The organism is Methylobacterium sp. D53M, assembly GCF_053345625.1.
This window is the reverse complement of sequence record NZ_JBKFAL010000042.1, coordinates 1-19,965: the sequence shown is the minus strand read 5'-3', so window position 1 is coordinate 19,965 and position 19,965 is coordinate 1. Positions and strand designations below refer to the sequence as shown.

Sequence of the window (19,965 nt, the reverse complement as noted above, 5' to 3'; positions counted from 1 at the left end):
GCTTCGCGCTGAGGCAGCGGCCCGCAGCGCTTCCATGTCCCGTCCCCATCTCGTCTTTTCCGGCGCCGACCTGTAACGACGGCGCCAATCCTCATCCGCGAAAAGTCCGCCTATGATCTCCTCACCCCTCATGACCGTCATGGTCGATGCCGTGCGCAAGGCCGCGCGCGGCCTGCGCCGCGACTACGGCGAGGTCGAGAACCTGCAGGTCTCGCGCAAAGGTCCGGGCGACTTCGTCTCCGCGGCCGACCGCAAGGCCGAGGAGGTGCTGCGCGACGCCCTGATGAAGGCGCGTCCGGGTTACAGCCTCGTGCTCGAGGAGAACGGGATCATCGAGGGGACCGACAAGAGCCACACCTGGCACATCGATCCCCTCGACGGCACGTCGAACTTCCTGCACGGCGTGCCGCATTTCGCGGTCTCGGTCGGTCTCGAGCGCGAGGGCCAGATCGTGGCCGGCGTGATCTTCGACCCGATCAAGGACGAGCTGTTCGTCGCCGAGCGCGGCAAGGGCGCCTATCTCAACAACCGGCGCCTGCGCGTCTCCGGCCGCCAGGACATGGCGGACGCGCTGGTGGGCTACGGCACGCCCTATCTCGGTCGCGGCAGTCACCCGCGCCTCTTGCGCGAGCTCGGCGCCGTGATGGCGGTTGCCGGCGGGACCCGCCGGATGGGCTCGGCGGCCCTCGACATGGCCTACGTGGCCTGCGGCCGCCTCGACGCCTACTGGGAGCGCGACCTCCAGACCTACGACTTCGCCGCCGGCGTGATCCTGGTGCGCGAGGCGGGCGGCTTCGTGACCTCGGCGGACGGCGCGGCCGAGCCGCTGGCGCCCCGGTCGGTGGCCTGCGGCAACGAGGGGCTTCACCGGGACCTCGTCGCCATCCTCAAGAAGGTCCAGGCGGCCTGAGCCGCCACCGACTGGTCAGGCCGTCGGGCTTCTGCTTTAAGCCCGCGGTTCCCCACGGAAGGCCGAACGCATGGAAGCCCGCCGCCACGTCGCGCTGAAGGAATCGGTCCGCTCGATTCCCGATTACCCGAAGCCGGGGATTATCTTCCGCGACATCACCACGCTGCTGAGCGACCCGCGCGCCTTCCGGCGGGCGGTGGACGCCCTGGTGCATCCCTACGCCGGCGGACAGATCCACCAGGTGGCCGGCATCGAGGCCCGGGGCTTCATCCTCGGTGGGGCCATCGCCCACCAGCTCTCCTGCGGCTTCGTGCCGATCCGCAAGAAGGGCAAGCTGCCCCACAAGACCGTGTCGATGGCCTACGCCCTCGAGTACGGGACCGACGAGATCGAGATCCACGTCGACGCCGTTCGGCCCGGCGACAAGGTGCTGCTGGTCGACGACTTGATCGCCACCGGCGGCACCGCGATCGCGGCCGTGAACCTGCTCCAGAAGATCGGCGCCGAGATCGTGGCCGCCTGCTTCGTCATCGACCTACCCGAGATCGGCGGCGCGCAGCGCCTGCGCGACCTGGGCGTCGAGGTGCGCACCCTCATGCAGTTCGAGGGTCATTGAGCCCCGCGAAACGTTGACTTCGCGGGGCTCATCCGCCATAAGCCCGCCACTCGCGACGTGGCGCCCCGCATGGGCGCCCTTCGTGTTTGCAGACAACCAGGACGCGTGAAGGTCGGGTGCAGCAATAGCTGCCCGCGAGCGCGCCTCGACCTTTGAAGGCTCTGAGCCATGAAGAGAACCTACCAGCCGAGCAAGCTCGTCCGTAAGCGCCGTCACGGTTTCCGTGCGCGCATGGCCACCGCCGGCGGCCGCAAGGTCATCGCGCGCCGTCGCGCCCACGGCCGCAAGCGCCTGTCGGCCTGAGGCCTGATCCTCGCCGGCGCGGACGCTCCGACGCATCCGCGCCACGAGGCAAGTGGTATCGGCCGGGATCGAACCATCGATGGCGACGATCGAGCGGCTCAAGAAACGACCCGACTTCCTGGCGGCGGCCGAGGGGCGTCGCTTCCACACCGAGCGTATGACCGCGCAGGGGCGTCTTCGGAACCCGGACGTTTGCCCCGGCCTCCGTCTCGGCTTCACCATCACGAAGCGTGTCGGCCACGCGACGGAGCGCAACCGCATCCGCCGCCGCCTCCGCGCGGCCGTGGGGTTGGTCGCGTCCGATCTGCCGAGTGAGCTCGCGGGCCTTCCAGCCGACATCGTGCTGATCGCCCGCCGCCCCGCCCTCGAAGCCTCCTTCGAGGCCCTCGCCGAGGATCTGCGCCGCGCGATTCCCGCGGTGACCCGCGCGGCCGCGCCCCGCGGGGACAGGTCACCCGGCCGATCCGGCGGCCGGCGCTCCAAGCCGGCCCCTGACACGGCCACTTCTCAGTCGTCCTCTCTCCCGCACGAAGCCGGCCGCGCCTCCGCGCAGGCGGCCCCACCCGGCGGTGCCGACATCGGCCCGTCGCAGGGGTGCGACAGAGATCCCCGAATCACAGGCGCGCGCAGGTCCTCCGGGGCCGGCGACGTTCCTGTTGCCACTCCGAACGCGTGCGGCGGTGTCCCTGATGGGCAATGACAAGACGAACATGTTCGTGGCCATCGGCCTGTCGCTGCTGGTGCTGCTCGGGTGGCAGTACTTCGTGGCCGGCCCGCGCATGGAGCAGCAGCGCCAGATCGAGGCGCAGAACAAGGCCGCGCAGCAGCAGCCCCCGGGCGTGACCCCGGACGGCGTGCCCTCGCCGTCCCCGAAGGAGGGTGGCCCGGCGGCCCCCGCGCCCGGCACGCTGCCGACCGCCCAGGGCGGCCCGGTCTCCCGCGAGGCGGCGCTGGCCCGCTCGCCGCGCGTCCGGATCGAGACCCCGGCGCTCTCCGGCTCGATCGCCCTGAAGGGCGGCCGCGTCGACGACGTCTCGCTCAAGAACTACCACGAGACCATCGACCCCAAGAGCCCCGAGATCGTGCTGTTCTCGCCGGCCGGGACCGAGACGCCCTATTACGCCGAGTTCGGCTGGGTCGGCGCCAATGCCGGTCCGCTGCCGACCAACGACACCCTCTGGACCAGCGACGGCAAGACGCTGTCGCCTGGCATGCCCGTGACCCTGACCTGGGACAACGGCGCCGGCCTCGTCTTCAAGCGGATCATCGCGGTCGACGACAAGTACATGTTCACGATCCGCGACGAGGTCGAGAACAAGGGCTCGGGCGCCATCACGCTCTACCCGTACAGCCTCGTCTCCCGCTGGGGTAAGCCGCATACCCAAGGCTACTACGTCCTGCACGAGGGCATGATCGGCTATCTCGGCAACGACGGTCTGCAGGAATTTACCTACGACAAGCTCGCCAAGGAGGGCGCCTACGGCGGTGCCAACACCAAGGGCAAGGCCTGGAGCGGCGTGACCGGCGGCTTCGTCGGCATCACCGACAAGTACTGGGCGGCGGCCGCGATCCCCGATCAGGACGCGCCCTATACCGGCGCCTTCACCGACCGGACCGACGGTGCCACCAACGTCTACCAGGCCAGCGTGCGCGGCGATGCCGTGAATCTCGCGGCGGGCGCCTCGGCGACCGCGACGCAGCGGCTGTTCGCCGGCGCCAAGGAAGTCAACGTCATCAACAACTACGAGAAGGACCTCGGCATCAAGCATTTCGATCTGATGATCGATTGGGGCTGGTTCTTCTTCATCACCAAGCCGATGTTCCGGGCGCTGGACTTCTTCTACCACCTGTTCGGCAACTTCGGCGTCTCGATCCTGGTGGTGACCTTCTGCCTGAAGCTGCTGTTCCTGCCGATCGCGAACCGGTCCTACGTCTCCATGGCCAAGATGAAGGCCGTGCAGCCGGAGATGGCCGCCATCCGCGAGCGGTACAAGGACGACCGCATGAAGCAGCAGCAGGCCACGATGGAGCTGTACAAGAAGGAGAAGATCAATCCGGTCGCCGGCTGCTGGCCGGTGCTGATCCAGATTCCGGTCTTCTTCGCGCTCTACAAGGTCCTGTTCATCACCATCGAGATGCGCCACGCGCCGTTCTTCGGCTGGATCCGCGACCTCGCGGCGCCGGATCCGACGAGCATCGTGAACCTGTTCGGCCTGCTGCCGTTCCCGGCACCCGACTTCGTGCACCTGGGCGTCTGGCCGATCATCATGGGCATCACGATGTTCGTGCAGATGAAGATGAATCCCGCGCCGCCGGACCCGGTCCAGGCGCAGATCTTCACCTTCATGCCGATCGTGTTCACCTTCATGCTGGGCTCGTTCCCCGCCGGCCTCGTGATCTACTGGGCCTGGAACAACACCCTGTCGGTGATCCAGCAATACGTGATCATGCGCCGCAACGGCGTGAAGGTGGAGCTGTGGGACAACCTCCGCACCACGTTCAAACGCGGCGGCACCAAGGCGGCCGCCACCAAGAGCTGACGGGCGCGACGCCGTGAGCGAGACCAACGACGACGCGGCCGACCTCCTCGAGGCCGGCCGCCTTCTCTTCGCCGGTCCGGCCGACTTCTACGCGGCCGCCCAGATCCTCGACCGGCTGCCGCCCATGGAGGGCGTCGAGATCGCCTTCGCGGGGCGCTCGAATGTCGGCAAGTCGAGCCTGATCAACGCGCTCACCGGGCGCAACACCCTGGCGCGGACCTCGCACACGCCGGGGCGGACGCAGCAGCTCAACTTCTTCCGGATCGGCGAGCGCCTGTCGCTGGTCGACATGCCCGGCTACGGCTACGCCGCCGTCGAGAAGGCCAAGGTCGAGGCGTGGACCCGGCTGATCCACGCCTACCTCAAGGGCCGCGCCAACCTCGCCCGGGTGTTCATGCTGATCGACGCCCGGCACGGCTTCAAGTCGATCGACACCGACGTCCTCGACGGCCTCGACAAGGCCGCGGTGAGCTATCAGGTCGTGCTGACGAAAGGCGATTCCCTCAAGAAGGGCGAGGTCGCGAGCCGCATCGCCGGGATCGAGGCGGGGCTCGCCAAGCGGCCGGCCGCCTACCCGCAGGTGATCCTCACCTCGAGCCGGGACGATTCCGGCGTGCCGGATCTGCGCGCGGCCATCGCCAAGCTCCTGGCGGAGCGCGGCGCGTGAGACTCGCGGGTGTCGACCGCGCGCTCGCGGCGCTCGCCGCCCTGGCCGGGCTGCTCGGCGTCGCGCTGAGCGCCGCCGCGGCGCACATCCCCGGGGCGGACTCGCTGAAGACGGCGGCGCAGTTCCTGCTGTTCCACGCCCCCGCCATCCTGGCGCTGGTCGGTCTCGGGGCCGCGGGCCTCGTCCGGGCCGGTCTCGCGCGCGTCGCGGCCGGGCTGCTGGTCGCCGGCCTGATCCTGTTCTGCGGCGACCTCTCGGTGCGCGCGTGGCTCCAGCACGCGCTCTTCCCGATGGCGGCGCCCACCGGCGGCTTCGCCCTGATGGGCGGCTGGCTCGCCGGGATCCTCTGCGCGCTGGTGCCCGCGCGACGCGGGGTCTGACAGGTCCGGCCGGCGGCCCGCCGGCCAGAGTCTTCGCGAGCGGAGCGAAGCAGTCCACGCGGCGCCGGGCCGCGCGATGCGGCGCTGCCCTGAGTTGCTTCGCTCCGCTCGCAAAGACGGCGCCGTCGCGCCCTATGATGCTCTCACCTGCAGGAATTCCAGGGCCGGCCCCTGCGCGTTCGAGAAGATCCCGGCGGTGAGCGCGCCGCCGTAGACGGCCGCGGTGTCGAGGTTGGTGCGGAACCGGCGCACTTCCGGGCGCCCGCTCCGCTGCGGCGTGTGGCCGTGGACCACGTGCCGTCCGAAATCGTGGTCGCCCTCGAGGAACGGCTCGCGGATCCAGAGGCGATCGTGCGCGTCCGAGCCGAGGGCGTCCGCGCCGGGCCGCAGCCCGGCATGCACGTACCAGTGGGCGCCGTCACCGTGCAGCGTCGGGAGCGCCTCGATCCAGTCGAGGGTGTCCCGAGGCAGGCTGGCAGGATCCCGCGCGCCGAACGAATCGAGCGTCGCCTCGCCGCCGTTGAACATCCAGTGCGCGGCCGCGCTCTCCGTCTGGAGTGCGTCGAGCAGCATCCGCTCGTGATTGCCCATCAGGCAGACGACGCGCTCGGGCTCGGCCCAGTTCAGGCGGCTCACGGTGCGGAGCACCGCGGCGCTGTCCGGGCCGCGGTCGATGTAGTCCCCGAGGAAGACCAGCCGGTGGGGACGATCGCCCGCATGGTCGGCGATCCGCTCCAGCAGCGCGTCGAGGAGGGCGGCGCAGCCGTGGACGTCGCCGATCGCGTAGGTGAGGGGGCCGGAATCCATGCGCCATCGTCCAACGCGGTGGCGCGTTCCGCAAGGCCGCCCGGGTCGGCGCGCTACGCCGCGAGGGCGCGCATCTCCGCGATGAGGTCCGACTTGCCCTCGAAGCCGATGCCCGGCAGGTCCGGCATGGTGATGTGGCCGTCCTCGACGCGCACCCCGTCGGGGAAGCCGCCGTAGGGCTGGAACAGGTCCGGGTAGCTCTCGTTGCCGCCGAGGCCCAGCCCGGCCGCGATGTTGAGCGACATCTGGTGCCCGCCATGCGGGATGCAGCGGGTGGGCGACCAGCCGAACTCGGCCAGCACGTCGAGGGTGCGCAGGTACTCCACGAGCCCGTACGACAGGGCGCAGTCGAACTGCAGCCAGTCGCGGTCGGGCCGCATGTTGCCGTAGCGCAGGAGATTGCGCGCGTCCTGGTGCGAGAACAGGTTCTCGCCGGTGGCCATCGGCCCGGGATAGTAGGGCGCGAGTGCCGCTTGGAGCGCGTAGTCGAGCGGGTCGCCCGCCTCCTCGTACCAGAACAGCGGGTACTGCCGCAGCATCCGGGCGTACGCGATGGCGGTCTCGAGATCGAAGCGGCCGTTGGCGTCCACCGCGAGACGGCCCCGTCCGTCGATCTCGGCGAGCACGGCCTCGATCCGGCGCCGGTCCTCTTCGAGCGGCGCGCCGCCGATCTTCATCTTCACGACGGTGTAGCCGCGGTCGAGATAGCCGCGCATCTCGGCGCGGAGGGCGGAATCATCCTTGCCGGGATAGTAGTAGCCGCCGGCCGCGTAGACGAAGACCCGCGGGTCGGCGGCGACGCCCTTCCGCTCGGCGAGCATCCGGAACAGTGGCTTCCCGGCGATCTTCGCCGCCGCGTCCCAGATCGCCATGTCGAGGGTGCCCACCGCCACCGAGCGCTCGCCGTGGCCACCGGGCTTCTCGTTGCGCATCATCGCGGCCCAGACCCGGTGCGGGTCGAGGTTGTCGCCCGCATCGACGAGGAGGCTGTCCCGGTCGGCCTCCAGGATCCGGTCGCGGAAGCGCTCGCGGATCAGGCCGCCCTGACCGTAGCGGCCGTTGGAGTTGAAGCCGTAGCCGACGACCCGCCGGCCGTCGCGGACCACGTCGGTGACCACCGCGACGAGGCTCGTGGTCATCTTCGAGAAGTCGATGTAGGCGTTGCGGATCGGCGATGCGATCGGCTTGGTGACCTCGCGGACGTCGACGATGCGCATGGCTGACTCTCCCCGGTGCGTCCCGGTGCCATAGCGTCGGCGGCCCCCGGTCAGCCAATGCCGTTTCCGGAGCGCGCGATGCGCGGGCGGCATCGGCCCCGTCCTGTCGGAGAGGCGCTATGGATCTGGACTGGGTGCGGGACTTCCTCGCGCTCGCCGAGCACCGGACCTTCTCGCGGGCCGCCGAGGTCCGGCACGTGACGCAGCCGGCCTTCAGCCGACGGATCCGCGCGCTCGAGGCGTGGCTCGGGACACCCCTGTTCCTGCGGAGCGCGCAAGGGGCGCACCTGACCGCCGCCGGAGCGGGCTTCCGCCCGCACGCCGAGGAGTTGATGCGGGGCCTGGACCGGGCGTGCCGCGAGGCGCGGGCCGCGGGCGCGCGCGCGGATGCGAGCCTCGCGATCGCGGCCACGCACGCGCTGTCGTTCACGTTCTTTCCCGGCTGGATCCGCCGGCACGCACCCTTCGAGACGCTGGGCGCCCTCAACCTGATCTCGGACAGCATGGCGGCCTGCGAGGCGATCCTGCTGGCCGGCGAGGTGCAACTCCTCCTGTGCCACCACCGCGCGGACCTCCCCACGCCCCTGGACGATGGCCGCTGCGAGTCGGTCCGCGTCGGCGCGGACAGCCTGGTGCCGCTCTGCGCACCGACGTCCGAAGGGGCGCCGCTCTGGCCCCTGAGCGGCGCGGTCCGCTACCTCGCCTACGGCGAGGCCTCGGGGCTCGGCCGGATCCTGGCGGCGAGCGGGGCGGCGGCCGGCCACGAGCCGGCCTTCACGTCGCACCTCGCGGCGACGCTGATGACCATGGCCCAGGGGGGCGACGGTGTCGCGTGGCTCCCGGTGACGCTCGCGCAGGCGGCGATCGCCCGCGGACAGCTCGTGCGGGCAGGCCCGGAGGAGCTGGACGTTCCGGTGGAGATCCGGCTGTTCCGGACGCGCGAGGGCCGAGGCGGCGCGGCCGATGCCCTGTGGCGGCGCCTGCAGGTGCCCGAGGGCGCCCGGCCGGATCAGGCCTTCGCCACCCGGGCGTAGCGGCCGTCGTAGCGACCGGCCCGGATCTGCTCCAGGACCTCCGCCTCGCGGGCCGCCTGCGCCCGCACGGCGTCGAGCAGGGCGGCCGCGTCGCCGGGCGGGAACGACACGACGCCGTCGGCGTCGCCGACCACCACGTCCCCCGGGCTCACCGTCCAGCCGCCGACGCAGACCGGCACGTTGATCGCGCCGGGGCCCGTCTTGAACGGCCCCCGCGGCGTCGCGTCGCGGGCGTAGCAGGGAAAGTCCGCGCCCGCGAACGCCGCCGTGTCGCGCACGGCGCCGTCGATCACGAAGCCGGCCACGCCCCGGCTCTCGGCGATGGCCTTCATGATGTCGCCCACCAGCGCGCGGCTCGTGTCGCCGGCGCCGTCGACCACGATCACGTCGCCGGGGCGGACCTCTTCCAGAGCCTGATGGATGGCCAGGTTGTCGCCGCTCCGGACGCGGACCGTGAAAGCCGTTCCCACGAGCGCCCCGCCGCGATGGAACGGGCGCAGGCCGGCCAGGACCGGCATCCGCGCCAGGCAGTCGCTGATCGTGGCCGTCGAGACATCGCGGAAGGCCGCCAGCACGGCCGGGTCGACGGCGGGCGGCGGCGGATTGCGGGTGATGGCGGACATCGGCCTCGACGTCTCCCTGGCGTCAGTGCCCCCGCGACATCGCGGCGAATCGGCGAGGGCCGGGGGATCCTGCCCCAGGCCGCGGCCGATGTCGCGATGGAACCCCGGCCCGGTCAGTGATCGGCCGCCGGGACCGTGCCCGCGCCGCCGCCGGTCGCGAGCTTGCGACGGGCATCGGCCTGACCGCTCGTGGCACCGAAGTAGCTGGCCGAGTCGCCGAGCTGCACCGACGGCTGGCAGCCCGGCGTGCACGACAGGGATTCCCGATCGAGACCGCGCTGCACCGTGATCGTCGAGTCCCGCGACGCCTCGACCCGGATGGTCGTCTCGGCGATCATGGCGCCGCCGTTGTCGAGGGCGATCAGGTTGGTGGAGCCGAAGCTCTTGCCGGTGAGCACGAGGACGCCGTTCTTCTGCGGCGTCACCTCGGCGATGATCGGGTTCCCGACGATGACGGTCGACGTCTTCTCCGGCAGGCGGAGCACCTTGGCGTTGTCGACGAGAACGGTCACGACGGGCAGCAGATCGGGCTGGCCGGCCGCGGCCGCGGCGCCCGTCAGCAGGACGACGAGGCCGGCGCGGCCCGCGATCGACAGGGTGCGACGCATCGGGGTTCCTCAAGACGGCGGGCGGTCGAAGAGAGCCTACCCGAGGCACGAGGCTAGCGCGGAACCCGTGAAGGAAGCGCTAAGCAAGACCAAGTCGCGGCACTGTGCCGTATCGGTGAAACCCAACCTTCACCAAACTCGCAGCGAGACAGCCTTTTAGGTCGGTGCCGGATCGATTTAACCGATTTTCAAGGCGTAATCGGCAGTCTGTGCAGGCCGCCGATCGAGACCTGAAAATTCTTCATCGGGCATCGCGCAAGTTTTATCTCGCTCTGTGTTGATCGAAGGATCACCCTCTATGAAGACCCTGTTCACGCGTTTTGCTTCGGACGAGTCCGGCGCCACCGCCATCGAGTACGGCATGATCGCGGCCCTCATCGCCGTGGCCATCATCACCGCGCTGAAGACCGTCGGCACCAGCCTGACCAGCAAGTTCAGCCAGATCTCCGGCAACCTGAACTGATCGAGACCCGTCCGATCTGCGGCAGGTTCGAGACATCCCGCCTCTCCTCGCAACCCGGAGAGAGGCGGGGGTTCCCGGCCTGCCGGGATCGCCGTTGTTCGCGGCGGCGCTCGCCGCCCGGCACATCCGAGGTCCGGACCGGCCGGCAGTCCGCCGGGTCGGACCGCATTGCGTGACGCGACAGGCTGCGACGAGATGGGCGCCGAGATGGTCGGTTCAGCGACGGCAAGCCTGGGACTGGCGGGTCTGGGCCCGGCCGGTTTCGGTCTCCTGATCCTGTTTCCCTTCCTGATGGCCTACGCGGCCGCCAGCGACCTGCTCACCATGCTGATCCCGAACCGGATCTCCCTCGCCCTCGTGGCCGGGTTCGCGCTGCTGGCCCTGACGAGCTCGATGAGCTGGACCGAGATCGGCTTCCACTGCGCCGCCGGTGCGGTCGTCCTGCTCGTCACGTTCACGCTGTTCGCCTTCGGCGTCATCGGCGGCGGCGACGCGAAGCTCGCGGCCGCCACGGCCCTGTGGCTCGGCTTCGACGGCCTCGGCGACTACCTCCTTGTGGCCTCGGTGTTCGGCGGCGCCCTGACCCTGGCGATCCTGTTCGCGCGGACGCACCCGCTGCCCGGCCAGATCGCGCGCATGCCGTTCGCCCTGCACCTGCACGACGCCAAGACCGGGATCCCGTACGGGATCGCGCTGGCCGCCGCCGCGCTCCTCGTCCTCCCCGAGACCGACGTCTGGACCCGGGCCCTCGCCAGCTGAGGCCGCCGCGGCGATTCAGAGACGCGGGATCTGGAGCCCCGGGCCCGGCCCAGCTAGAAGTCGCGCATGCCCCTCGCGCTGCTGCGTCGCCCCGATCCCGATCATCTTGAGGTCCAGCACGAGGGGGCCAGCCTCCGCATCGCCCTCCGTCGGCGGCCGACCGCGCGCCGCATCACGCTCCGCGTGTCCGCCGCCACCGGCGAGGCCGTGATCACCCTGCCGAGCCGCACCGCCATCAACACGGCGCAGCGCTTCGCGGCGAGCCACGCGGAGTGGATCGCCGCGCGCCTGGCGCGCGTGCCGACCCGCGTGCTCTTCGAGCTCGGAGCCAGCCTGCCGCTCCGCGGTGAGCCCCACCGGATCAGCCAGCGCGGCACCCGGAGCGGTCCCGTCCGCATCGAGTCCGTCGAGGGGGAGGTGGTGCTGTCGGTGTCGTGCGACGCCGCCCACGTGGCGCGCCGGGTCCGCGACTTCCTGGCCCGCGAGGCCAAGCGCGACCTGACCGAAGCGATCGAGCGCTACGCGGCGCGGCTCGGGCAGCGGCCGGTCCGGGTCACGCTGCGCGATACCCGCAGTCGCTGGGGATCCTGCACGGCCCGCGGCGAGCTGAACTTCTCGTGGCGCCTGATCCTCGCGCCGCCGATGGTGCTCGACTATCTGGTCGCCCACGAGATGGCGCATCTGCGCGAGATGAACCACTCTCCGCGCTTCTGGGCGCTGGTGCAGGCGCTCTGCCCGAACACCGACGCTGCCGAAGCGTGGCTCAAGCGCCACGGCACCGGCCTGCATCGCTACGGCTGAGCCGACCTCAGCCCCGCATCAGCCCCGCCTCAGCCCTTGACGCGGAGCACCCGCTGGCGCGCCACGGCATCCGCCGGCCAGCTCGGGCGGGGATCGACCTGCCCGGGGCTGAGGGTGCGCGGCGCGACGCTGTCGCAGATCTCCCGCTGGCGGATGATCACCGGGTTGCCGAACTCGTCCCGGCGGCGGACCAGGCCGCCGTCCCTGCAGTAGCCGGCGATGGCCGCCTGACCGTTGCGGCGGCCGTACGGGTTCGCCGCCACGGGCGGATGCTCGATCACCAGCGTGTCCGAGTGGTTCAGCGAGCGTTCGATGTAGGTGGTCTCTCCGACCGGCAGGGACTGGGCTCCCGCCTGCGCGAGGGTGGCCACCAGGCAGGCGGCCGAGAGAGTGAGCGGGCGCATCACGGCGTCAAAATCCGGCGCTGGAGGAGTGTTCGAACACAATCTAGGCCGCTGAAACCGTTACGGGTAGCGCCGACGCGCAACACCGCGCCCGCATCGCTTGACAGCGCGGGGCGGACCATGGTCGGAACACGCCCGATTGTACGGCTCCCGCCGGTCCTCGGCCGGAGCGTTCCGAAGGGATCGGTGGTGCCGCTTCACGCGAGGCTCGTTCGTTTCCGGCGCGCCGCGCTGCCGGTTCTCCTCGCCCTCGTCGCGGCGGCACTGGCGCCCGCCGGGCCGGCCGCGGCTCAGGGCATGGTGCGCAAGACCTTCGACGATTGGCAGCTGCGCTGCGAGACGCCCGCCGGCGCGAAGGCCGAGCAGTGCGCCCTCGTCCAGTATCTCGCCGCCGAGGACAGGCCCAACCTGACCCTCGTGGTCATCGTCCTCAAGACCGCCGACAATCGCGGTTACCTGCTGCGGGTGGTGGCGCCGCTGGGCGTTCTCCTGCCGTCCGGCCTCGGCCTGAAGATCGACCAGACGGATATCGGCCGCGCCGGCTTCGTCCGCTGCCTCACCACCGGGTGCGTGGCCGAGGTCGTGATGGATGACGGGCTGATCCGCCAGTTCAAGAACGGCACGCAGGCCACCTTCATCGTGTTCCAGACGCCCGAGGAGGGCGTCGGCATCCCGCTGTCGATGAAGGGCTTCGCGGCCGGGTTCGACAGCCTGAAATGACGGTGCGGTTCGGGAGCCGTGCGATGATCGGACATCGGAACAGGAGCCTCACGCGGTCCCCGGACATGGCCCGGCGCCGGACCGTCGCTCTCCGGCTCGGCGGCTTTGTGCTTGCCGCGTCGCTCGCCACCCCGGCCCCGGGCCGGGCCGAGGAGGGCAACATCTTCTCCAACCTGTTCAAGTACGGCGGCACGACGGTCCCGCCGTCGCAGCCCGAAGCCCTCGACCCGGCCTATTGCCCGACGGTCGAGGTCGCGGAAGGCGGGGCCGCCTCGCGCACGCTCGCGGGCGACACGGTGCGCACCCAGTTCTCCCTCGGCCGTCTCGCCCGCGAATGCACGCGGCGTCAGGACGGCTCGATCACCGTCAAGGTGGGCGCCGAGATCAACGTCCTGCTCGGGCCGGCGGGCGCGCCGGGCCGGTTCGATGTGCCGGTGACGTTCCAGATCCGCCACGACGGCAAGACCGTCTCGAGCCGCACCGAGCGGGCCAGCGTGATCGTCGGGCCCGGAGAGGCGCAGGGCTTCGCCACGGTCGTGGCCGACGAGCTGCAGGTTCCGGCCGCCATGACGGCCGATTACGACATCGCGGTGGGTGTCGGGACCGGCAAGGGTGCGGGCGGCAAGCCCGCCGCGAAACCGCGCCGCCGCAAACCGGCTGTCGCCGCGGCGCCACCCGGCGGAGGCGACGCTGCCCAGTGACGCCGCGGCGCGCCTCGGCGATCCGACCCCGCTGATTGCCCGGACCGGCCGCGACAGGCTCTGGCTCGGCCGGAAGACCCGGTTCCGGCTGGAATCCACGGACGATCCCGTCTTCGATCGCCGCCTCGTGCTCCCGGACCATCCCGCCGGCTGGATCGTGCTGAGCTATGCCGGCGATCCGAGGAATGCGCCCCGGCGCCCGATCCTCCGCGTCCTGCGAGGGCCTGACGAGACGGTCCAGGACTTCCTCCTGCCGGGAGCCGCGCAGGGGCTCGCCCACTGGCTCGGGCTGATCCCCTCGGACACCCGGGAGATCCGTCTCTCTGCCGGTGCGGACTTCGCCCTGGAGCGGGTCGGCGCCCGGCGCGAGGTCGAGGTGCTCGCGCAGTGCCTCCTGCGCCGGCCCTGGCGCTGCGTCTCCGCCCTCTACGAGCGCGCCCGCGGCTCGGAACGGCGCTACCGCGACATCCTGCGCGGCGCCTGCGCGGTGACCCCGATGGCCCGGTTCCCGGCCTGGGCCGCCGCCCGGACCCGGCCCGCCCGCGTCGCGCCCTCCGCCCTGCGGATCCGCTGCGTCGTTCTCGCGCGAGCCGAGGACGCGGCGGCGCTGTCGGCCACGCGCGACGCGCTGAACGCGCAGACGCACCGCCCCGACTCGATCCAGGTCGCGTGGGCGGGGACGCCGCCCGCATCGGTCGACGGGCCGCTGTCGCATCGAACCTGGGATGCGGCTTCCGGCTTCGACGAACTTTCCGGCGAGGCGGACGCCCTGTGCCTGCTGCGCCCCGGTGACGTCCCGGAGCCGGAGGCCCTGGCGCTGCTGGCCCAGGTCCTGTCGGGAGCGGACATCGCCTACGGCGACGCGGTCGGCCCCGACGGTCGCCCGCAACTGAAGCCGGACTGGAGCCCGGACCTCGCCCTGGCGACCGGCTATCCCGGGTTTCCCCTGCTCCTGTCGCGGGCGTGGCTGGCCGCGGCCATGGCGCGCCCGGTCGGCCCGATGGCCGCGCTCGCGCCGGCCATCGCGATCGCGGCGATGACCACCGCCGCGCGGGTAGCGCATGTCCCGCGGATCCTCGCCCGCAGCGCCGGAGACGGTCTCGACCCGTCGGCCCGGGCCGCGGCCCTGGACGCGCACCGGTCCGGACAGCCGCTGTTCCGCGCCGGGATCCACGACGGTGCCGTTCGCCTCGCGTGGCCCCTGCCGGATCCGGTGCCGCTGGTGAGCGTCGTCATCCCGTCGCGCGACCGCCTCGACCTGATCACCCGCGTCTGCCGCGGGGTGCTCCACGAGACAGCCTACGCGGCGATCGAGCTGATCATCGTCGACAACGGCTCCACCGACCCCGCGGTGCTCGACCACTACGCGACCCTGCGCGGCGATCCGCGTGTCCGGATCCTCATGGACCCGCAGCCCTTCAACTTCGCCGCGATGGTCAACGCCGGCGTCGCCGCGGCGTCCGGGACGATCGTCGTCCTGCTGAACAACGACGTCGCCGTGCTGGAGCCGAGCTGGCTCGAGGCCATGGTCCGGCAGGCGTGCCGGCCGGAGGTCGGCGCCGTCGGGGCGAAGCTTCTCTACGGCGACGGCACGCTGCAGCATGCCGGCGTCGTCGTCGGCCTCGGCGGCCGGGCCGGCCACATCCTGCGCCGCCGGCCCGGTGACACGCCGGGCCATCTCGGCCAGCTGCGGGTGGCGCACGAGGTCTCGGCGGTGACGGCCGCCTGCCTCGCCGTCGCGCGGGAGAAGTATCTGGCGGTGGGCGGCTTCGACGCCGAGGCATTCCCGGTCGACTTCAACGACGTCGATTTCTGCCTCCGCCTCGGCGCCGCCGGCTGGAAGACGGTCTGGACGCCGGCCGCGACACTGGCCCATCTCGAATCGGTCAGCCGCGGTCCGTCCGTCGGGGCCAAGCGCGCGCGCTTCGAGCAGGAGGCGGCCCGCTTCTCCGAGCGCTGGCGGGCCGTGATCCGGCACGATCCGTTCTACCACCCCGCCCTGTCGGTCACGACGTTCGGCGAGGATCTGGAATGACGCCGCGGTCGGACGGCGCATCGGACGGCGCGTCGGGCCACGATGCCGCGACGTATCTCGGACCGTCGCGCCGCTCCTGGCGCGCGCTGGTGGGCGCGACGCGCCAACTCCTCGCGCATCCCCGGGCGGCGGCCGCGATCCTGCGCGCGCGCGTGACGGGTAAGCGCCTGCGCGCCCGGCAGGCGCTCGCCGCCCTGATCGGGATCGACCATCGGCTCACCCTGCCGCCCGGGATCCTCGACCGCTTCCCCCCCGCGCCGGCCGGTCCAGCAGACGCGATCCGCCTGATCGGCGACGGGGTCCTCGTCGCCGGTGCGCCCGGCCGGATCGCCGCCGCGTTCGCGCGCGAGCCCGACCTGCAGGCGCTGTACGGCGACGCCTTGGTGCAGGAGAGACCCGGCGGCGCGGTGCTGCCGCTTCTGCCGCCGGTCTTCGACGCCGACCGGCTCGCGGCCCTCGATTATCTCGGACCCGTGCTGGCCTGCCGACGCGGCGCCCTCGAGCCCGGCGACGATCCCGGCAGTCCCGCCGAGGCCGCGTTCCGCATCGCGGAGCGCTTCGGTCCCGGCGCCATCGGCCACCTGCCGGAGATCCTGTCGGTCCGGCGCGGCGCCTCGACCGCGACGCGGGGCGGCGAAACCGGGCGCGTCCCCCACCACGCGCTGGTGCGCGATCACCTCGACCGGACAGGGCGGGAGGGCGTTGGCGTGGCCGTCGGGCTCGACGGTCTCGTGCAGGTCAAGCATCCCCTGCCGGACGAGCGGCCCTTGGCGAGCCTCATCGTGCCGACCCGCGACCGCCTGGATCTCCTGCGCCCCTGCCTCGAGAGCCTGCGAGGCTGCACCGACTGGCCGTCGACCGAGATCATCGTCTGCGACAACGACAGTCGCGAGCCCGAGACGCTGGCCTACCTGCGGGCGCTGGAGGGGGAGGGGAGGGGGCACGTCGTGCCCTGGCCCGGGCCGTTCAACTTCGCCGCGATGAACAACGCCGCCGCGGCCCGCGCCCGCGGCAGGCTGCTGGTCTTCGTCAACAACGACGTCGAGGCCTTCCGGCCCGACTGGCTGTCCCGCATGGCCCGGGAGGCACTGCGCCCGGATGTGGGAGCCGTCGGTGCCAAGCTCCTCGACGGCGACGGCCGGATCCAGCACGGCGGCATCGTGCTCGGCACCGGCGGCCTCGTCACCCACGGGCACCGGCACTTTCCCGGCAATGCCCCCGGATACCTCGGGGCCCTGCGCGTCACCCACACGGTGTCGGCGGTGACCGCGGCGTGCCTGGCCGTCGAGGCGGCGAAGTTCCGCGCGGTCGGCGGGTTCGACGAGGCGGTCTTCGCGGTCGACTTCAACGACGTCGATCTCTGCCTGCGCCTGAACGCGGCCGGCTACCGCACGCTCCTGGTCCCCGGGGCGGTCCTCCATCACCGCGAGGCGGCGAGCCGCCGCTGGACCCGAGAGGCCCGGGCCCGCCACGCGCGCGAGATCGCGGCGCTGAGAACGCGATGGGGGTCGCTGCTGGTGCAGGACCCCCATTATCACCCGGGCTTCGACCCGGAACTCTCGACCCACGCGCGGCTGCGCGCGGGGTTTCCCGAGGCCGGACCGGCGCCCCTGCGCCGGCCGGGCGCCTGACCGGGCCTACTGCACGAGGCGCGGGCCGCCGCCCTGGACCTTCTCGTTCTCCGACATGATGCCGAGCCGCTTGGCGACCTCGGTATAGGCCTCGATCAGGCCGCCCAGATCCTTCCGGAACCGGTCCTTGTCGAGCTTGTCGGAGGACTTGATGTCCCAGAGCCGGCAGGAATCCGGGGAGATCTCGTCGGCGACGACGATGCGCATCATGTCGCCTTCCCAGAGGCGACCGGTCTCCATCTTGAAATCGACCAGCCGGATGCCGACGCCGAGGAAGAGACCCGACAGGAAATCGTTGACGCGGATCGCCAGCGCCATGATGTCGTCGATCTCCTGGGGCGTCGCCCAGCCGAAGGCGGTGATGTGCTCCTCGGAGACCATCGGATCGTTCAGCGCGTCGTTCTTGTAGTAGAACTCGATGATCGAGCGCGGCAGCTGCGTGCCTTCCTCCAGGCCGAGGCGCGTCGCCAGCGACCCGGCCGCGACGTTGCGCACCACGACCTCGAGGGGGATGATCTCGACTTCGCGGATCAGCTGCTCGCGCATGTTCAACCGGCGGATGAAGTGCGTCGGCACGCCGATGTCGTTGAGGTGCTGGAAGACGAACTCCGAGATCCGGTTGTTCAGCACACCCTTGCCGTCGATGACCTCGTGCTTCTTCGCGTTGAAGGCCGTCGCGTCGTCCTTGAAGTGCTGGATGAGCGTGCCGGGCTCCGGCCCCTCGTAGAGGACCTTCGCCTTGCCCTCGTAGATGCGACGGCGGCGATTCATAGGCGTGTACCGTGGTTTGAGGAAGTCCATGGGCCGAGGCTCCTGATGCGCGACGATGGGGAGGAATCCGCGGCGCGGCGACCGGACGCGAGGTCGGGCCGCCGGACGGCCTCTGCCCGAGGGCCCCGGCGACCGGCCGCCAAACTAGCGGAAGCGGGCTTCCAGCACAACGCGTTAGCCCGCAGGGCGGGATTGCGGAGGCCGGTCGGGACGTGCCCGGGACGACCTCCGCGACCCGTCGCGCGCGCGTCTCGCGGTCGTCGTGCGGTCGTCAATCGATCGTCTTGGACGGGTAGCGGCAGAGGTCGGCGATGAGGCAGCGCGGGCATTCGGGCTTGCGCGCCTTGCAGGTGTAGCGTCCGTGGAGAATCAGCCAGTGATGGGCGTGGAGTCGGTAGGCGTCCGGCACGATCGCCTCGAGCCCGGCCTGGACCTTGTCGGTCGTCGCGCCGACGAAGAGCGGGATCCGGTTCGAGACCCTGAAGATGTGGGTGTCGACGGCGATCCGCGGAACCCCGAAGGCGATGTTGAGCACCACGCTCGCGGTCTTGGCACCGACCCCGGGCAGGACCTGCAGGGCTTCCAGGCTCGCCGGGACCGCGCCGCCGTGCGTTTCCACGAGGATGCGCGAGAGGGCGACGACGTTCTTCGCCTTGGTGTTGAACAGCCCGATCGTGCGCACGAAGTCGCGGACCCGGTCCTCGCCGAGCGCCAGCATCTTCTCGGGCGTGTCGGCGACCGCGAAGAGCGGGCCGGTGGCGAGGTTGACGCCGCGGTCGGTCGCCTGGGCCGACAGCACCACGGCGACGAGCAGCGTGAACGGATTGACGTAGTGGAGCTCGCCCTTGGGCTCCGGCTCCGCCGCCTGGAAGCGGCGGAAGATCTCGGCGAGGGCCGCCGCGTCGACCGCCTCGGGGGCCGTATCCACCTGCGCGGTGACGGCCAGCCCGATCGGACCCCCGAGCCGCGCGGAGACGGCGCTCTCGGATGCTCCCTTGGACGCCCGCTCGGACGCCTTCTTGGACGCCCCCTCGGGCTTGCTCCCGGAGCCGCCCTTGCCCCGCCGCGTCGGGGCTGTCCCGGATACCGTCTCGGACGCGGTCTCGGCCGGTCCCGCGGCGGCGCGACCGGCGCGATCCGTCACGGGCGGGGGAGTCTTTCTGGCGCGCATCGGCGCGTTATATGGATCGCATGGCGAGCGGCAATCCTTCCGTCCACCCGTACGGGCTCGATCCGGACACGATCGACCGGCCCGTCTTCACCGCGACGATCCGGCCGCACCAGTCGTTGAGCCGGCGCGGCTTCCGGGTGGTCATGACCGGCTGCTGCGCGGTCTCGGTCGCCGTGTCGGTCTGGGCGTGGCGCATGGGCTTCTGGCCCGTGGCCGGCTTCTTCGGCCTCGACATGCTGGCGATCTACGCGGCGCTGAAGGTGAGCTTCCGGCGCGGGCGCTCCTTCGAGGAGGTGATGATCTCGCAGATCGAGATCCTGCTCGCCCGGGTCAGCCACCGCGGTGAGCGGCGGGAGTGGCGGTTCAATCCGCTCTGGACCAAGCTCGAGACGGTCGAGGACGACGAGTACGGCCTCCAGCGCCTGACCCTGGTCTCGCGCCGGCAGCAGGCGCTGGTCGCGCGCGACGCCGGGCCGGACGAGCGGGCGCGGGTAGCCCAGGGGCTCAGGGCGGCGCTCGCGCAGGTGAAGAAGGGGCACTGACCGGATCCCGGACCTCTCTGGCCTCCTGAGAGGGCAGGGAGGCGCCGCGGCAGCGATCGCCCGGACCGTGCGAAAAAACAGCCCGGAGATGGAACAGGGCTGTTGACGGGCAAATTCGAGGGCTCTATACCCCGGCTCATCGGCGCCGGCCGCGGAAGTGGACCGGGCGCTGAGCCATCTTCTGACAAGCGGGCGGGCTGGCCGGCGGGATTGCCGGGCGGTCTTCTGTTTGCCTCTGATGAGCCTCGGGCGACTGAGGCGC

23 protein-coding genes are annotated in these 19,965 nt (G+C 71.5%); 16 read left to right on the top strand and 7 right to left on the bottom strand.

Annotated features, from left to right (window positions below; genetic code table 11):
- Positions 1–112: 112 nt before the first annotated feature.
- The 7 genes from ACLBYG_RS29950 (at position 113) to ACLBYG_RS29920 (ending at position 5,416) form a co-directional block, all read left to right on the top strand.
- Entirely contained in the window at positions 113–910 is a 798-nt protein-coding gene (locus ACLBYG_RS29950; protein WP_026604817.1) for an inositol monophosphatase family protein, read from the top strand.
- 70 nt (positions 911–980) lie between these two features.
- Positions 981–1,526, top strand: coding sequence for an adenine phosphoribosyltransferase (locus tag ACLBYG_RS29945; protein WP_012320444.1), 546 nt, complete (start codon positions 981–983; stop codon positions 1,524–1,526).
- Between the two features lie 168 nt (positions 1,527–1,694).
- Entirely contained in the window at positions 1,695–1,829 is a 135-nt protein-coding gene (gene rpmH / locus ACLBYG_RS29940) for a 50S ribosomal protein L34 (protein WP_007558110.1), read from the top strand.
- A 79-nt stretch (positions 1,830–1,908) separates the two neighbouring features.
- Complete coding sequence (gene rnpA, locus ACLBYG_RS29935; protein ID WP_447683899.1) at positions 1,909–2,529, top strand: ribonuclease P protein component; 621 nt, start codon at positions 1,909–1,911, stop codon at positions 2,527–2,529.
- Positions 2,519–4,369: a membrane protein insertase YidC gene (yidC, locus tag ACLBYG_RS29930; RefSeq protein WP_447683898.1), complete on the top strand. Its 1,851-nt coding sequence runs from the start codon at positions 2,519–2,521 to the stop codon at positions 4,367–4,369. Before rnpA ends, yidC begins: the two co-directional genes overlap by 11 nt.
- Positions 4,370–4,382: 13 nt before the next feature.
- Positions 4,383–5,036 carry a ribosome biogenesis GTP-binding protein YihA/YsxC gene (gene yihA, locus ACLBYG_RS29925; protein WP_056526930.1) on the top strand — a complete coding sequence of 218 codons (654 nt, stop codon included), beginning with the start codon at positions 4,383–4,385 and terminating at the stop codon, positions 5,034–5,036.
- Positions 5,033–5,416 carry a DUF423 domain-containing protein gene (locus ACLBYG_RS29920; RefSeq protein WP_132367235.1) on the top strand — a complete coding sequence of 128 codons (384 nt, stop codon included), beginning with the start codon at positions 5,033–5,035 and terminating at the stop codon, positions 5,414–5,416. The genes yihA and ACLBYG_RS29920 overlap by 4 nt, the downstream gene beginning before the upstream one ends.
- Before the next feature lie 132 nt (positions 5,417–5,548).
- Here the strand turns inward: ACLBYG_RS29920 and ACLBYG_RS29915 are convergent, their stop codons facing one another.
- Both ACLBYG_RS29915 and ACLBYG_RS29910 read right to left on the bottom strand, forming a co-directional pair.
- The gene (locus tag ACLBYG_RS29915) at positions 5,549–6,223 is read right to left on the bottom strand and encodes a metallophosphoesterase family protein (protein WP_447683897.1); all 675 of its coding nucleotides are present in this window, start codon (positions 6,221–6,223) and stop codon (positions 5,549–5,551) included.
- 53 nt (positions 6,224–6,276) lie between these two features.
- Positions 6,277–7,440, bottom strand: a complete 1,164-nt coding sequence (locus ACLBYG_RS29910) for a mandelate racemase/muconate lactonizing enzyme family protein (protein ID WP_447683896.1) — start codon at positions 7,438–7,440, stop codon at positions 6,277–6,279.
- A 119-nt stretch (positions 7,441–7,559) separates the two neighbouring features.
- Between ACLBYG_RS29910 and ACLBYG_RS29905 the strand changes: the two genes are divergently transcribed.
- A complete protein-coding gene (locus ACLBYG_RS29905; RefSeq protein WP_447683895.1) occupies positions 7,560–8,474 on the top strand; it encodes a LysR family transcriptional regulator in 915 nt (304 codons plus the stop codon).
- Here ACLBYG_RS29905 and ACLBYG_RS29900 read toward each other — a convergent pair.
- Complete coding sequence (locus tag ACLBYG_RS29900) at positions 8,450–9,097, bottom strand: RraA family protein (RefSeq protein WP_020092493.1); 648 nt, start codon at positions 9,095–9,097, stop codon at positions 8,450–8,452. The genes ACLBYG_RS29905 and ACLBYG_RS29900 overlap by 25 nt on opposite strands.
- A 113-nt stretch (positions 9,098–9,210) precedes the next feature.
- Positions 9,211–9,705 carry a pilus assembly protein N-terminal domain-containing protein gene (locus ACLBYG_RS29895; protein ID WP_020092492.1) on the bottom strand — a complete coding sequence of 165 codons (495 nt, stop codon included), beginning with the start codon at positions 9,703–9,705 and terminating at the stop codon, positions 9,211–9,213.
- A gap of 298 nt (positions 9,706–10,003) precedes the next feature.
- Here ACLBYG_RS29895 and ACLBYG_RS29890 point away from each other — a divergent pair, with 298 nt between their 5' ends.
- From ACLBYG_RS29890 to ACLBYG_RS29880, 3 genes are all read left to right on the top strand, one after another.
- A complete protein-coding gene (locus ACLBYG_RS29890) occupies positions 10,004–10,168 on the top strand; it encodes a Flp family type IVb pilin (RefSeq protein ID WP_012320434.1) in 165 nt (54 codons plus the stop codon).
- A 207-nt stretch (positions 10,169–10,375) separates the two neighbouring features.
- On the top strand, positions 10,376–10,927 hold the full coding sequence (locus ACLBYG_RS29885; RefSeq protein ID WP_447683894.1) for an A24 family peptidase: 552 nt from the start codon (positions 10,376–10,378) through the stop codon (positions 10,925–10,927).
- A 66-nt stretch (positions 10,928–10,993) separates the two neighbouring features.
- Positions 10,994–11,728, top strand: coding sequence for a M48 family metallopeptidase (locus tag ACLBYG_RS29880; protein ID WP_447683893.1), 735 nt, complete (start codon positions 10,994–10,996; stop codon positions 11,726–11,728).
- Positions 11,729–11,757: 29 nt separating this feature from the next.
- Here the strand turns inward: ACLBYG_RS29880 and ACLBYG_RS29875 are convergent, their stop codons facing one another.
- Entirely contained in the window at positions 11,758–12,132 is a 375-nt protein-coding gene (locus ACLBYG_RS29875) for a hypothetical protein (RefSeq protein ID WP_020092489.1), read from the bottom strand.
- A 186-nt stretch (positions 12,133–12,318) separates the two neighbouring features.
- On the opposite strand from ACLBYG_RS29875, the gene ACLBYG_RS29870 reads away from it, so the two are divergent.
- The 4 genes from ACLBYG_RS29870 to ACLBYG_RS29855 are packed head-to-tail and all read left to right on the top strand — an operon-like array spanning position 12,319 to position 17,219.
- Positions 12,319–12,852, top strand: a complete 534-nt coding sequence (locus ACLBYG_RS29870) for an invasion associated locus B family protein (protein WP_012320430.1) — start codon at positions 12,319–12,321, stop codon at positions 12,850–12,852.
- Between the two features lie 23 nt (positions 12,853–12,875).
- Positions 12,876–13,553, top strand: coding sequence for a hypothetical protein (locus ACLBYG_RS29865; RefSeq protein WP_447683892.1), 678 nt, complete (start codon positions 12,876–12,878; stop codon positions 13,551–13,553).
- Positions 13,465–15,588 carry a glycosyltransferase family 2 protein gene (locus ACLBYG_RS29860; protein WP_447683891.1) on the top strand — a complete coding sequence of 708 codons (2,124 nt, stop codon included), beginning with the start codon at positions 13,465–13,467 and terminating at the stop codon, positions 15,586–15,588. Before ACLBYG_RS29865 ends, ACLBYG_RS29860 begins: the two co-directional genes overlap by 89 nt.
- Entirely contained in the window at positions 15,585–17,219 is a 1,635-nt protein-coding gene (locus ACLBYG_RS29855) for a glycosyltransferase (RefSeq protein WP_447683890.1), read from the top strand. Before ACLBYG_RS29860 ends, ACLBYG_RS29855 begins: the two co-directional genes overlap by 4 nt.
- A gap of 6 nt (positions 17,220–17,225) precedes the next feature.
- Here the strand turns inward: ACLBYG_RS29855 and purC are convergent, their stop codons facing one another.
- Together purC and nth are read right to left on the bottom strand one after the other, a co-directional pair.
- The gene (purC, locus tag ACLBYG_RS29850; protein WP_010684691.1) at positions 17,226–18,020 is read right to left on the bottom strand and encodes a phosphoribosylaminoimidazolesuccinocarboxamide synthase; all 795 of its coding nucleotides are present in this window, start codon (positions 18,018–18,020) and stop codon (positions 17,226–17,228) included.
- A gap of 241 nt (positions 18,021–18,261) precedes the next feature.
- Complete coding sequence (gene nth / locus ACLBYG_RS29845; protein ID WP_447683902.1) at positions 18,262–18,936, bottom strand: endonuclease III; 675 nt, start codon at positions 18,934–18,936, stop codon at positions 18,262–18,264.
- Between the two features lie 245 nt (positions 18,937–19,181).
- Here nth and ACLBYG_RS29840 point away from each other — a divergent pair, with 245 nt between their 5' ends.
- Positions 19,182–19,703 (top strand): DUF2244 domain-containing protein, encoded by a 522-nt coding sequence (locus tag ACLBYG_RS29840; protein WP_447683889.1) that lies wholly within the window; start codon positions 19,182–19,184, stop codon positions 19,701–19,703.
- Positions 19,704–19,965 lie beyond the last annotated feature (262 nt).